The following is a 12,021-nucleotide window of genomic DNA, read 5'->3' on the forward strand; positions in this document are numbered from 1 at the left end:
CATCGGTGGCACCGGCGTCTCCTGTCCGGTGGGTATCGCTCCTGCCGGGGAGTGACCGGCATCGTCGTCGACGCTGGGAAGCGTGCCTGTGATCTGCGGGTGCGCTCCTCGCGCCTTGCCTGTGGACGGGCCGGGCGGCTGGGTTCCCATAACGGATGAGAAGCCCGGCGATCAGGGCATATGCATCACAGGGGGCGGAGGGTTGTTGGGGTAACGATTGCCCAGGCTCGGCTTTCGGCTCTCGCGCCCTCTCCTACCCGTGTGCGATTATCGCACCATGAAGAGGCCTGAGGGTTGGGCGGACATCGGTGAGCGCGTACGTGAGTGTCGTATGGCGGCAGACATGTCCCAGGAGCAGCTTGCGTCCGCGCTGAGACTCGACCGGACGATGATTGCGAAGATCGAACGGGGAGTACGCCGGGTCGATGCGCTTGAGCTTGCTCAGTTGTCATCTGTGCTCCAGGTTCCGCTGGGTTACTTTCTCAATCCGCCCTCCGCTGTCATCTCCCGCCGCGCGGAACTCGCCGATGACACGGTGACCGATGCGGCACGGCAGTCCTACCGTTTGGAAGTGGCCCTCTCCACATGGCTGGCCGACATCCAGCAGCTCGTAGCGCTGGGAGAGTTCTCCCCGCCTGCGATGGAGCGGTACCCGGAGGCGATTCATGATGCGCCGGGTGCTCGCCGTGCAGCGCTTTGGGTGAGGAATCGGCTCGGGGTCGGACTCGACCCCATCGATTCGCTCATGAGCGTCTGCGAACAGCTAGGGCAATTGGTCGCGGTGGTCGAGGCACCGGGCGAAGGCGCTTCACTGGTTGAGGACGACCTTGCCGTGGCGGTCGTCAGCAGGCATGGCGATCCTGGGCGTCGCCGTGCGACCGCGGCTCACGAACTGGGGCATCTGATCGTAGGAGACGAGTACTCCACTGACATAGGCGTCCACGTCTCGCGTGACGACAGGGAGACGATCATCGATGCCTTCGCTGCGGAGCTCCTCCTCCCACTGGAAGTCTTCCGCGGTACGGCTCACCCGGGTCCGGTGGCGAAGCGAGAGGATCTGGTGGCCCTTGCTGCACGTTTCAGGACCTCCTGGTCGTTGACCGTGCGGCAGGCCGTTGAAGCGGAGATCATCGATAAGGGCGCCGCTAAGGAAATGCGCAGGCGGAACCCGACACGTGCGGAGCTGATGGAAGCGGTCGGATGGGCGCCGCAGCCTGATCTGGAAACGGTCCGAGTGCCTCCGGGCTTCGCGCATGCGGTGATGGAGTCCTTCAAGAAGTCGCGCATAACGGCGTCGCGCGCCGTCGAGCTCATGCGAGGCCAGATCACGACGGCCGACCTGCAGTTGCGTGACGATGCGGATCTCGAGCTTTGAACGGCGCCGAGCCGGACCCCGTCCTGGTGTTCGACGCGATGTGCCTGAACCATTTCGCTCGGGCGGAACGTCTGGACGTGCTTCGGGATCTGCTGGTAGGCGTCACCTGCCTCACCACCCACGTGGTTCGGGAGGAGATACGCGAGGGGTGTCAGGCGTATCCGATCCTCCAGGCGGTGCTGGATGCGAACTGGCTCGGCCTGGCGAGGCTCGACTCCCTGGATGAGATCAGATGCTTCGCGAAGTGGGTGCAGCGCATCGGATCCTCGGAACGCGACCTGGGAGAGGCCAGCGTGTTCTCGGCGGCCGAACTATCCCGCGGGATCGCCATCACCGATGATCGTGAGGCTGTAGCGGTGGGCAGGACGCATGGCCTGGAGGTCCACGGTACCGTGTGGCTGCTCGCTCGCGCGTGCCGGGACGGAAAGCTCAACGAAGTGGCTGCCGGCAATATCGTGGAGGCCTTGAGGGCAACGGGCATGCGCCTGCCATGTTCTGGTTCGACTTTCGGGTCCTATGTCCGGCGCAACGGCGCTGTCTGATCCTCTTGCCGGGCCCATGCCGTGATCGGCTCACGATGTGCGCGGCCGGGCACAGGGTCACATGAGGACACGCTCGTAGGGACCGGCGTCTCGTACCCGGTCGGCCCGACCTCCGGCGAGGCCTGACAGACACGCCTTCTCGTATGACATCGTCCGCGATCGACGGCCTACGGCGACCTGGCGGTCCGCCTGGGCATCGGTGATGCTGTGACGTGTGGAGTACGTGTCCAGAGTGCCGCGGCCGCCGCTGGACGGGCTGGTCGACGACCTTTACTACCTGGAGGGCGCGCCGCCGTACGCCCGGCTGACGCTGCCGCCGATGCCGGCGGCGCTGCTCATCGTCAACCTCGGGGCGCCGTTCCGCATCCGGGCCGGCACCGACATCGAGACGGCCGAGTACGCCGACGGCTGCGTGGTCACCACACCCACCCGCGCCTTCGAGTTCGGTTACCCGTCGGGGACCCGGTCCGTCGGCGTGCACTTCAAGCCGTGGGGGCCGGCGCCGTTCCTGCCGATGCCCGCGGCCGAGCTGTGTGACCGGCCGGTGACGGTGGAGCAGGTCTGGGGCCGGCCCGCCATCGCTGAGCTGCGGGACCGGCTGGCCACGGCGGACGGACCGCACGAGATGCTGACGCTGCTCGAGCAGGAGCTGATGCGGCGGCTGCGCGAGACCGTCGGCCTGGGGTTGGTCCGCCATACGAGCAGCGTCATCGCGGCGACCGGCGGGTCGGTGGCGATCGGCGACCTGAGCGTGGCAGCCGGTGTCAGCAGCACTCATCTGGCACAGCGGTTCAAGGAGATCATCGGCGTCACGCCGAAGCGGCTGGCCCGCACCCACCGCTTCGCCGCCACCGTGTTCGCGATCGATCCCGCCGGACCGATCGACTGGGGCGACCTCGCCGGTGGCGCAGGCTACTTCGACCAGGCCCACTTCGGCCACGAGTTCCGGGCGTTCACCGGGCTCACGCCGACGCGGTACGTCGAGGTCCGGCGGCGGTTCCTGCGCGAACATCCCGGCCACGTGATGGACGGCTGGCCGCTGCCGGCCGATTGATTTCTTACAAGAGCGACAGCGCACGCCACGCTAGTTTGAGGGCACCCCGAAGCAGAGGAGAGCCCGTGGGCAAGGTGGTCATGTACGGCTCGGTGTCGGTGGACGGCTTCATCGCGGACGAGAACGACCAGCCCGGACCGCTGTTCGACTGGTTGTCCGGTGGTGACGTCCCGTTGGACGAGAGCGGTGAGCTGAAGGTGTCGCAGACCTCCTACGACTACACCCGGGCGTACTGGGACCAGATCGGGGTCACGATCGTCGGCCGCCACGTCTTCGACCTGACGGACGGCTGGGACGGGAAGCCGCCGGGCGGGATCGACCACGTGGTCGTCGTGTCGCACCGGCCGAGGCCCGAGGGCTGGGACCCCGAGGCGCCGTTCCACTTCGTCGACGGTGTCGAGGCGGCCATGGCCAGGGCGCAGGAGCTCGCGGGCGACCGCACGGTCGAGGTCGCCGCCGGTGACGTCGGCGGCCAGATGCTGGCCGCGGGGCTCGTCGACGAGGTGCGCATGGACGTCGTACCCGTCGTGTTCGGGTCCGGCAAGCGCTACTTCGGGCCGGTCGACGCGCAGCACCTGTTGGAGGACCCTGATGTGGTGATCCAGGGCAACCGGGTGCTCCACCTGCGCTACCGGGTGCGCCGGTGACCGATCCGAGCGGGATCGTTGCTCATGTCAGGGATCACCTGGATGCACCTTCGTGGGCACCGGGGTCTTCTGCCCGGTCGGTGTCGCGCCTGCCGGGGAGTGAACGAGGCGGTCTTCGAGCCCGCCGGAGGCCGGAGTAGGGCCCGCAGCGGACCGGGGCTCTGTCCCCGGGCGTCCCCGGGCGTCCCCGGGCTCTCCGGGGTGAGGCTCAGGCGGTCACCGACGCATCCGGGTCACGAGCTCGGCCTCCGGGACCGTGTCCAGGCCGTCGTGCCGGCCTACGAAACCGGATTGGTCTCCCCGGGCGGCTCGTCGGCCGCCGGTTGACCGGCCCTGCCGGCCGCGGTGTTCGATCCTGAACGGGCGGGGAGGACCTGTTGCCCGAAGCGAGCCGTGGTCATCTCCGGCGACGGTCTTCACCGCGAGGACGCGCTCTCTCAGCCGGTGAGGCGTTTGCGCCAGTCGAGAGGGGTGACGGTGATGCCCTGTGCGGGATCGCCGTCCCACTCCACCGGAAGGCCGGCTCTCCCGAGCGCGGCCACGATCTCCCGGCCGATGGCCGCCGTCGTGTCCGGTGAGCCGTCGAACCCGCCGTACAGGAGTGTCAGCCCGTGTCCGGCCGCGGCCGAGTCCGTGCACTGGCTGTGGAAGTAGACGTAGCCGCGGGCGTCCGGCGAGCCCGCGGACCCGATCTCCGACTGACCGCAGGAGCGGCAGCAGGTGAAGTCCTCCCGCGCCGTGATGCCCGAGGCCTCCAGGGCGGCGAAGGCCCGGCTGAGCCGCTCCGGGTCCGTCTCCCCCTGCCAGGAGGACTGCTCCTCGACACGGTCCAGCCATATCCGGTCCACCAGCAGGCGTGCCTGTTCGGGGGAGACCGGCCGGCGGTCGCCTGAGACGAGATGGTCCTGCGCGAGCTCGGCCAGTCGCGCCCGCGTCGCGTAACCGCCCACGAGCACTTCACGGATGCGCGCCTCGAGTCGCTCCCGTTCGTCCTCGTCGAGTTCGAGCGGGGGCGGAGGCTCGGGGAGACCCAGGTCCAACGGGGTCCAGTCCAGCCCGGAGTCCCAGCCGTCCTCCTGGCGGGCCCAGCGGATCATGGCCGCGATCACCGGCCCGGGTCCGCCGAGCGTCGCCTGGAAGTGCCGGTCGGGCGCCCCGTCACGGTGTTCCAGCACGTAGTCTTCTCCGTCCTCGTGCCACACCTGGATGAAGACCTCGGGCAGGTCGGGGATCCGCTGGACGACCAGGAACCTGCCGTGCCGGCCGCCCAGCCGGTCGACCAGTCCGGTGAGCGTCCCGGCGTCCGCCCGGACGTGCCGGTGGCCGTCCTCTGTCCGTACGGTGATCGCGAGCATGCCGGTCACTCTGGCACAGGATGCGGTCATCCGGCTGCTCCGGTACTCCGGCAGGGCAGACCGTAGGCTTGGCTCGTCGAGCCGACCGTGACGAGGAGGCGCCGGATGACAGCTCTGCCGGCTGACAGCTGGCTTCTCAGCATCCGTCCTCAGCCCGCCCGCGTCACCGCCGAGGAGTACGAGGCGCTTCCCGAGGAGATCGCCAGGGCCATCGAGATCGTCGACGGCTACGTGGTCTACTGCGCGGTGCCCACGCCCGATCATCAGACCGCCGGTAGACGACTGGCCGACCTGCTGGAGCGGTACGCCCGCGCCGCGATGGGCGACGGGCACGAGTGCCTCACCGTGGACAACGACGTCGACCTGCGGCTGAGGGACGTGCCGTTGCTCAACCGCAGGCCCGACGTCACGCTCTACCGGTGCCTGGATCGTCCGGCTCGACCGGACCGGGGTGTCGGTCATCGAGCGCTACCGGCTGGACCGGGCGGCGATGCTCTACAAGCACATCGGCACCTTCATGAAGGACGAGCCCGGTGAGGCTCCCGCCGTCAGCGATCCGATCCCTCTCACGATCGACTGGGCCGAGCTGCAGTTCTGAGCAGAACCGATCACGATGATCCGGTGTGTACGGCCTGCGGCGTGCCGTACCATTTCGGATCTTGATGCTTCGAGAGAAGGATCCGAATGAGACGACCGGCCATCGTGGTGACCGCCGTGCTGTTCGCGTCGGCGCCGACCGTCCCCGCTGCCGCCGCCGCGCAGAGCGCCCCGACCGTACCCGCTGTCGCCGCCGCGCAGAGCGCCCCTGCCGGCCCCGTGGTCGCGCTCGGGGCCCAGCTCGTCCCGGGACGCGGTGTGAGCATCGTCGAATCCGCCCAGGTGGTCGGCGGCGTGCTCTACAAGGTGCGCGGGAGGTTCGCGTTCGGGAAGGGCCGGGTCGCCGCGTCCGAGTGGACCGAGACGGTGGTCGACGCCGGCCGCCGTCGTGATCTCGGGCGGTTCCGCAATGTGGGCGGAATCGAATACGCCAGTGGTGGGGGCTGGGCGAAGAAGCTTCCCGAGGGGAAGACCTGGGTGCGCATGGACGACCCGCCGTCTCCTCCGGAGCGGGCGTCCTACCGGCCCCTGAACGTCTTCGAGCCGGCGACTCTCCGGAAGGTGCTCGCGACCACGGCGGCGAAGACGCCCGGCGGGGTCGTCGGCGGCGCGAGGACCGTCCTGCACAAGGGCTCCATCACCACGGGAAGCCTCTACGCGGTCTCGCCCTCGTTCCGTGAGCTGTTCGCCGAACGTCCCAGCGCTCGCGCCGCCAGGGTCGAAGTGCGCTGGAGGCTCTGGCTCGACACGGAGAACCTTCCGCGCCGCCTGACGACCTCATGGGTGCTTCCCGCCGACCTCGAGGACTCGTTACACGGTGGCCTGATCACTGACACGCGGTTCAGCGGATGGGGCTCGCCCAGCGTCATCAAGGCCCCGCCCGCCGGCGACCGGGTCGACCACGCGGACCTGGGCTGAGCCCGTACTCCGGTCCGGGATCCTCCTGGGCCGGCGTCGCCTCCTGCGGTGACGTCCACCGCAGGAGCGCATCCCCCGACCGGGGCCGCGGAAGAGCCGGCGCCACCGGTCCGGTCAGCCGTTCATCGCGCGGGGGAAGGCCCGCCGGTAGTCGCCCGGAGACACTCCCAGCTGCTTGAGGAAGTGGTGGCGGAGGTTGTTGGCGGTGCCGAGCCCGCTCAGCTCCCCGACCTTCGCGATCGGCAGGTCCGTTGACTCGAGCAGGCTCCGGGCGCGTGCCAGGCGCTGGTTGAGCAGCCACTGCAGCGGTGTCATCCCGGTGGCCGCCCGAAGCCGCCGGTAGAAGGTCCGGGGGCTCATCGCGACCCGCCGCGCCAGTTCCTCGACCGTGAGGGGCCGGTCCAGGTTCGCGAGGGCCCATTCCAGGACGGGACCCAGGCTCTCGTCATCGGTCGCGGGCACGGACAGGTCGATGAACTGCGCCTGGCCGCCGGGCCGGTGGGCGGGGACCACCATCCGGCGGGCCAGCTGGTTGGCGATGTGCGCGCCGAGGTCGCGGCGGACCAGGTGGAGGCAGAGGTCGAGGCCCGCGGTCAGCCCGGCGCTGGTGAGCACGTCGCCGTCGTCCACGTACAGCACCGAGTCGTCGACCCGCACCTTCGGATAGCGCTCGGCCAGCTGGGCGGTGTGCATCCAGTGGGCGGTGGCGCGGCGTCCGTCGAGCAGCCCTGCTTCGGCGAGCGCGAAGGCGCCGGTGCACAGGGACACCATCCGGGCGCCGGCGGCATGGGCCCGGCGGAGGGCCGTCACCAGCCCGGGCGGGAGCGGCGCGCCCTCCTCGACGCAGGAGTCGGGAACCGAGGGCACGATGACCGTGTCCGCGCCGGCGAGGCCGTCGAGCCCGTAACCGGTTCGCACCGTCAGCCGTGATCCGGGCAGGCCGCTCCGGTCGTCCGGCGGCCGCTCGCCCGTCCCGCACAGCCGCAGGTCGTACCAGGGATCGGCGAGATCGGGCTGGGGCTTGCCGAAGACGGTGCAGGGGATGCTCAGCTCGTACAGGTCCCAGGAGGGCACGTCGATGTCCTCGGTCACGACCACGGCGACGGAACCGGCACTCATGATCCGAAGCCTATGGCAGGAATTTGGTGACACCCGTCATCCCCGTCACTGTCGCGGACCGCGGCCCGCTGGGAACGTGGTCCCCGCATGATCGACCGCCGTCGGCGGACCAACAAGGAGACGTGGATGACCTCTGACCACCCGGCCGTGACCGTCATCGGGCTGGGCTCGATGGGCTCGGCACTGGCCGCCGCACTGCTGGACCGCGGCCACCCGACCACCGTGTGGAACCGTACGGCGCGCAGAGCCGAGGCGCTGGCGGAGCGGGGGGCCCGCCCCGCCGCGACCCCGGAGGAGGCGGTCACGGCGAGTCCGCTCGTCATCGCCTGCGTGCTGGACCACGAGGCGCTGCACGGCGTCCTGGAACCCGTCGGCGGCTCCCTCGGAGGAAGGACCCTGGTCAACCTCACCTCAGGCTCTCCGGAGCAGGCCCGGGAGACCTCCGCGTGGGCCCGCTCGCTCGGCGCCGGCTATCTCGACGGCGCCATCATGACGACTCCACCGGGTGTCGGCAGCCCGGAGACGATGTTCCTCTACAGCGGTTCGCCCGAGGCATTCCGAACCCACCGGCCCACCTTGGCCGCGTTGGGCGACCCCGTGCACCTGGGCGTCGACCCGGGCCTGGCGTCCCTCTACGACGCCGCTCTGCTCGGGCTGATGTGGTCCACCCTGACCGGTTGGCTGCACGGCACCGCGCTGGTCTGCGCGGAGAAGACGGAGGCCGGGGCCTTCACCCCCTTCGCGGTCCGCTGGCTGACCGCCGTGGCCGGTTTCATGACCGCGTACGCGCCCCAGGTGGACGCCGGTCTCTACCCGGGTGACGACGCCACCGTCGACGTGCAGATCGCCGCCATCGACCACCTCATCCACGCCGCGGCGGCCCGGGGCGTCGACAACGCGCTGCCCGAGTTGCTGAAGCACACGATGGAGCGGGCCAGAGCGGCGGGGCACGGCTCCGACAGCTACGCGAGCGTGATCGAGGTCCTGCGGAGCCCGGAGGGCGGCCGATGACCGCGGTGCCGGAGACCGCCCTCGCCCGCCTCTTCCCGGACGCCCCGCCTGGACATGACCCGTCCGACACCCTGCTGTGGTGTACGGGCCGCATCCCGCTCCCCGGAACGCCCCGGCGCACGCGGTGGCAGTGGTACGGCGGCAGCGCATAGGATCGCGCCTCCGATCCGCGCCGCGGTCCCGCACACGGTGGCGCAGGGATGTTCCACGGCGCCGCGGTCCCGGCGAGGGCCGCTCCCCTCCGGAAGGGCGGAGGACCCGCGGTCCCGGCGAGGGCCGCTCCCCTCCGGAAGGGCGGAGGACCCGCGGTCCCGGCGAGGGCCGCCCACACCGGGAGCCGGTGGGCCTGCGATCGGAGCCGGGCCCGGGGTCTGGGCGTTCAGCGGCGCTCCCCGGCGGCCGTGTGGTCCGCGTGGTCCGCGTGGTCCGCGTGGTTCGCGTGACCGCGGCGCCGGAGGACGGATTTGATCGCTTCTTCGAGCACGACGAGACCCGCCGCGAGCCCGAGGCACACCCCCCACTGGGTGACGCTCAGACCGGTGGTCGAGAAGACGCGCTGCAGCAGTCCGATCTCGGTGACCGCGACGACCAGGACCAGCACGAGCGCGTATCTGTGCAGCTGGGTCGGGCCCGGTACGGCCGCGCGGGAGAAGATCGTGTTCGTCTGGTCGCGGGCCAGCAGGCCGGCCGCCACGTGGAAGAGCGAGAGGGTGGTCAGGAGCATGGTGGAGGCCGCGAGCGCGCCCTGCCCGCTCTCGCCGATCCGGTAGGCGGCCAGCGACCCGGCCGTCATCGCGAGCCCCTGGACGCACAGCCTGACCCAGTTCGCCCGGGACAGGACCGGTGCGCCGACCGGCCGGGGCGCCCGGCTCATCAGGCCGCGCGTCGGCTCGTCGAATCCCAGGGCGACGGCGACCGGGATGTCCACGACCATGTTCACCCACAGGATCTGCAGCGGGGTGAGCGGGATGCCGCCGGCGATCCCGAAGAGGGCCGCCCCGATGAAGATCGCGATGTAGGCGACCAGGGTCGACATCTGGAAACGCAGATACTTCAGCAGGTTGTCGTAGAGCGAGCGCCCGTACTCCACGGCGCCGACGATCGTGGCGAAGTTGTCGTCCGTGAGGATCATCACGGCGGCTTCCTTCGAGACCTCGGTGCCGGTGATGCCCATCGCCACCCCGATGTCCGCCGCCTTCAGGGCGGGAGCGTCGTTCACCCCGTCGCCCGTCATGGCCACCACGTTGCCGGTCTGCTTGAGCAGCCGGACCAGGCGCAGCTTGTCCTCCGGCGCCACCCGCGCGACGACCCCGATGTCCGGCAACCGCTCGCGGAGCTCGTCGTCGGTCAGCGACGCGAACTCGGCTCCGGTGATCGCCCGGCCGGGGATGCCGAGCTCGGCGGCGATCGCGCCCGCGGTCGTCACGTGGTCACCGGTGATCATCCGTACCCGTATGCCCGCCTCCCCGCACTCGGCGATCGCGGCCTTCGCCTCCGGGCGCGGCGGGTCGACGATCCCGACCATCGCGAGCAGCGTCAGGTCCCGCACCAGGCCGATGAGATCGCCGCCCCGGTCGAACGCGGCCGGGTCGAGATCGCGCTGGGCCACCACCATGACCCGCTCGCCGGCCCTGGCCATGCGGTCGTTCGCCTCCAGGGCGAGCGGGCGGTTGCGGTCCGTCACCGGCACCAGCGACCCGTCCGGGGCGCGGTACGTGCTCGCGCGGGCGATGAGCACGTCGGGGGCGCCCTTGACGTAGCAGCGGACGACGGGTCTCCCGTCCGCGCCGGTCATCTCGTGGAAGGTCGCCATGAACTTGTAGGCCGCGTCGAACGGGACCTCCCCGACGCGGGGGTGGGCGCCGCGCGTGCCCTCGATGTCGAGGCCGCCCTTGGCGGCCAGCACGATCAGCGCGCCCTCCGTCGGGTCCCCGACCAGGTTCTCGCCGTCGAGTACGGCGTCCGCGCACAGGACCATCGGCAGCAGGTACGGATCGAGGGCGAAGTGCTCCCCGCCGACGTGCCTGATCTCGCCGTCGGTGCCGTATCCCTCGCCCGACACGGTGAACCGGTTGTGGCCGGGGATCACCAGCTCCCGGGCCGTCATCTTGTTGAGCGTCAGCGTGCCGGTCTTGTCCGAGCAGACCATCGAGGTGGAGCCCAGCGTCTCCACCGCCGGCAGGCGCTTCATGATCGCGTTCCGGCGGGCGATCTCCCGCGTGCCGATCGACAGCAGTGCCGTCACGACGGCCGGGAGTCCCGTCGGGATCGCGGCGACCGCGAGGGCGACACCGGTGATGAACAGGATGTCGAACGGCCTGTCCCGGAGCAGTCCGAGCACGACCACGAGCGCGAGGGCGATGCCCGCGATCGTCGCGATGATCTTCGACAGCGAGTCCAGCTGCTTCTGCAGGGGCGTCTTCTCGGCCTCCGTCCCCGCGAGGAGGTCCGCGATGCGGCCGATCTCGGTGTCCATCCCGGTCGTGGTGACGATCAGTTCCCCCCGTCCCCGGGTGACGGAGGTGTTCATGTATCCGAGGCAGGTGCGGTCCCCGAGCGGCACGTCCTCGCCCGGCACCGGATCGGTCCCCTTGGCGACCGGCAGGCTCTCGCCGGTGAGGGCGGCCTCCTCGATCTCCAGCGACGCGGCGACGCAGATCCTGCCGTCCGCCGGCACCCGGTCACCCGCCTCGACCAGCACCACGTCGCCCGGCACGAGCTCCGCGGCGTCGACCTCGACGGCCTGGCCGTCCCTGCGGACCCGGGCGACCGTCTTCATCATCCGGGAGAGCGCCTTGACGCTCTCCTCGGCCTTCGCCTCCTGCCGGAGGCCGATCACCGCGTTGAAGACGGTGAGCCCGGCGAGGACCGCGGCCGTCCCGATGTCGCGCGTGACGATCAGGCTGATCACGGCGGCGGCGAGCAGCACGATCTGCATGAAGTCCCGGTACTGGCGCAGCCACGCCTGCAGGACGGACTCCTTCTTCCCCGCGGCCAGTCTGTTGGGGCCGTGGGAGCGGAGGCGGTCGTGGGCGGCCTCCGTGCTGAGGCCCCGGTCCGGGCGGACGTCGAACTCCCGGACCACGGTCGCCGTGTCGGCCTGGTGCCAGGTGGGCCGGTCGGCCGCCTCCCCCGGAGTGGAGGGCGCGTGACCCCGGACCATGGAAACACCCGTCCTGCTCATCGCCTGCGTCCTCCACCGTGAGAAGTGTCTTCTGTGTCTTCGGCGCCCGGTGCGGAGCCCTCCTCACAGGGCGGTCGTTGAGTGGAAATAAGTGCTAAATGCCCTTTTTGTCACATTTCTAGTCACGTGGCCGGGTCGGGTTCCCGGCCGCCCCCGGGACGGCTCCGCGGCACGTCCCGTGGTTAGCCTGGAAGGAACTGCTCCGTCCCCTCGGCGGCC

At 70.5% G+C, this 12,021-nt stretch carries 10 protein-coding genes and 1 pseudogene; 8 read left to right on the forward strand and 3 right to left on the reverse strand.

Translation table 11 applies throughout. From position 1 onward, the window contains the following. Positions 1-277 precede the first annotated feature (277 nt). The 5 genes and pseudogenes from ACFOWE_RS10435 to ACFOWE_RS10455 all read left to right on the forward strand — a co-directional run. Positions 278-1,375 (forward strand): helix-turn-helix domain-containing protein, encoded by a 1,098-nt coding sequence (locus tag ACFOWE_RS10435; protein WP_377287013.1) that lies wholly within the window; start codon positions 278-280, stop codon positions 1,373-1,375. Then, a complete protein-coding gene (locus ACFOWE_RS10440) occupies positions 1,372-1,917 on the forward strand; it encodes a hypothetical protein (protein ID WP_377287014.1) in 546 nt (181 codons plus the stop codon). The genes ACFOWE_RS10435 and ACFOWE_RS10440 overlap by 4 nt, the downstream gene beginning before the upstream one ends. A 214-nt stretch (positions 1,918-2,131) precedes the next feature. Beyond that, positions 2,132-2,971, forward strand: coding sequence for an AraC family transcriptional regulator (locus ACFOWE_RS10445; protein ID WP_377287015.1), 840 nt, complete (start codon positions 2,132-2,134; stop codon positions 2,969-2,971). A gap of 65 nt (positions 2,972-3,036) precedes the next feature. Continuing rightward, positions 3,037-3,618 carry a dihydrofolate reductase family protein gene (locus ACFOWE_RS10450; protein WP_377287016.1) on the forward strand — a complete coding sequence of 194 codons (582 nt, stop codon included), beginning with the start codon at positions 3,037-3,039 and terminating at the stop codon, positions 3,616-3,618. A gap of 237 nt (positions 3,619-3,855) precedes the next feature. After that, positions 3,856-3,945, forward strand: a pseudogene (locus tag ACFOWE_RS10455) (DNA-binding response regulator); the annotation flags it as partial. A 110-nt stretch (positions 3,946-4,055) separates the two neighbouring features. Here ACFOWE_RS10455 and ACFOWE_RS10460 read toward each other — a convergent pair. Continuing rightward, positions 4,056-4,973 carry a DUF6891 domain-containing protein gene (locus ACFOWE_RS10460; RefSeq protein WP_377287017.1) on the reverse strand — a complete coding sequence of 306 codons (918 nt, stop codon included), beginning with the start codon at positions 4,971-4,973 and terminating at the stop codon, positions 4,056-4,058. 105 nt (positions 4,974-5,078) lie between these two features. Here ACFOWE_RS10460 and ACFOWE_RS10465 point away from each other — a divergent pair, with 105 nt between their 5' ends. Together ACFOWE_RS10465 and ACFOWE_RS10470 are read left to right on the forward strand one after the other, a co-directional pair. Continuing rightward, the gene (locus tag ACFOWE_RS10465; protein ID WP_377287018.1) at positions 5,079-5,510 is read left to right on the forward strand and encodes a Uma2 family endonuclease; all 432 of its coding nucleotides are present in this window, start codon (positions 5,079-5,081) and stop codon (positions 5,508-5,510) included. 147 nt (positions 5,511-5,657) lie between these two features. Continuing rightward, on the forward strand, positions 5,658-6,488 hold the full coding sequence (locus ACFOWE_RS10470) for a hypothetical protein (protein WP_377287019.1): 831 nt from the start codon (positions 5,658-5,660) through the stop codon (positions 6,486-6,488). Positions 6,489-6,602: 114 nt separating this feature from the next. Here the strand turns inward: ACFOWE_RS10470 and ACFOWE_RS10475 are convergent, their stop codons facing one another. Beyond that, positions 6,603-7,607: a GlxA family transcriptional regulator gene (locus ACFOWE_RS10475; RefSeq protein WP_377287020.1), complete on the reverse strand. Its 1,005-nt coding sequence runs from the start codon at positions 7,605-7,607 to the stop codon at positions 6,603-6,605. Between the two features lie 126 nt (positions 7,608-7,733). On the opposite strand from ACFOWE_RS10475, the gene ACFOWE_RS10480 reads away from it, so the two are divergent. Beyond that, entirely contained in the window at positions 7,734-8,618 is an 885-nt protein-coding gene (locus ACFOWE_RS10480; protein WP_377287021.1) for an NAD(P)-dependent oxidoreductase, read from the forward strand. A gap of 379 nt (positions 8,619-8,997) precedes the next feature. On the opposite strand, the gene ACFOWE_RS10485 is transcribed toward ACFOWE_RS10480, so the two are convergent. Then, positions 8,998-11,802 carry a cation-translocating P-type ATPase gene (locus ACFOWE_RS10485; RefSeq protein ID WP_377287022.1) on the reverse strand — a complete coding sequence of 935 codons (2,805 nt, stop codon included), beginning with the start codon at positions 11,800-11,802 and terminating at the stop codon, positions 8,998-9,000. Positions 11,803-12,021: the final 219 nt, after the last annotated feature.

Source organism: Planomonospora corallina (genome assembly GCF_042650625.1).
In the GTDB taxonomy this organism is placed as follows: Bacteria; Actinomycetota; Actinomycetes; order Streptosporangiales; family Streptosporangiaceae; genus Planomonospora_B; species Planomonospora_B corallina.

Bases quoted from the DNA above. Each gene is read 5' to 3' on its own strand.
- ACFOWE_RS10435 (WP_377287013.1), top strand. From the start codon at position 278: ATGAAGAGGCCTGAGGGTTGGGCGGACATCGGTGAGCGCGTACGTGAG.
- ACFOWE_RS10460 (WP_377287017.1), bottom strand. From the start codon at position 4,973: ATGCTCGCGATCACCGTACGGACAGAGGACGGCCACCGGCACGTCCGG.
- ACFOWE_RS10465 (WP_377287018.1), top strand. From the start codon at position 5,079: ATGACAGCTCTGCCGGCTGACAGCTGGCTTCTCAGCATCCGTCCTCAG.
- ACFOWE_RS10470 (WP_377287019.1), top strand. From the start codon at position 5,658: ATGAGACGACCGGCCATCGTGGTGACCGCCGTGCTGTTCGCGTCGGCG.
- ACFOWE_RS10475 (WP_377287020.1), bottom strand. From the start codon at position 7,607: ATGAGTGCCGGTTCCGTCGCCGTGGTCGTGACCGAGGACATCGACGTG.
- ACFOWE_RS10480 (WP_377287021.1), top strand. From the start codon at position 7,734: ATGACCTCTGACCACCCGGCCGTGACCGTCATCGGGCTGGGCTCGATG.
- ACFOWE_RS10485 (WP_377287022.1), bottom strand. From the start codon at position 11,802: ATGAGCAGGACGGGTGTTTCCATGGTCCGGGGTCACGCGCCCTCCACT.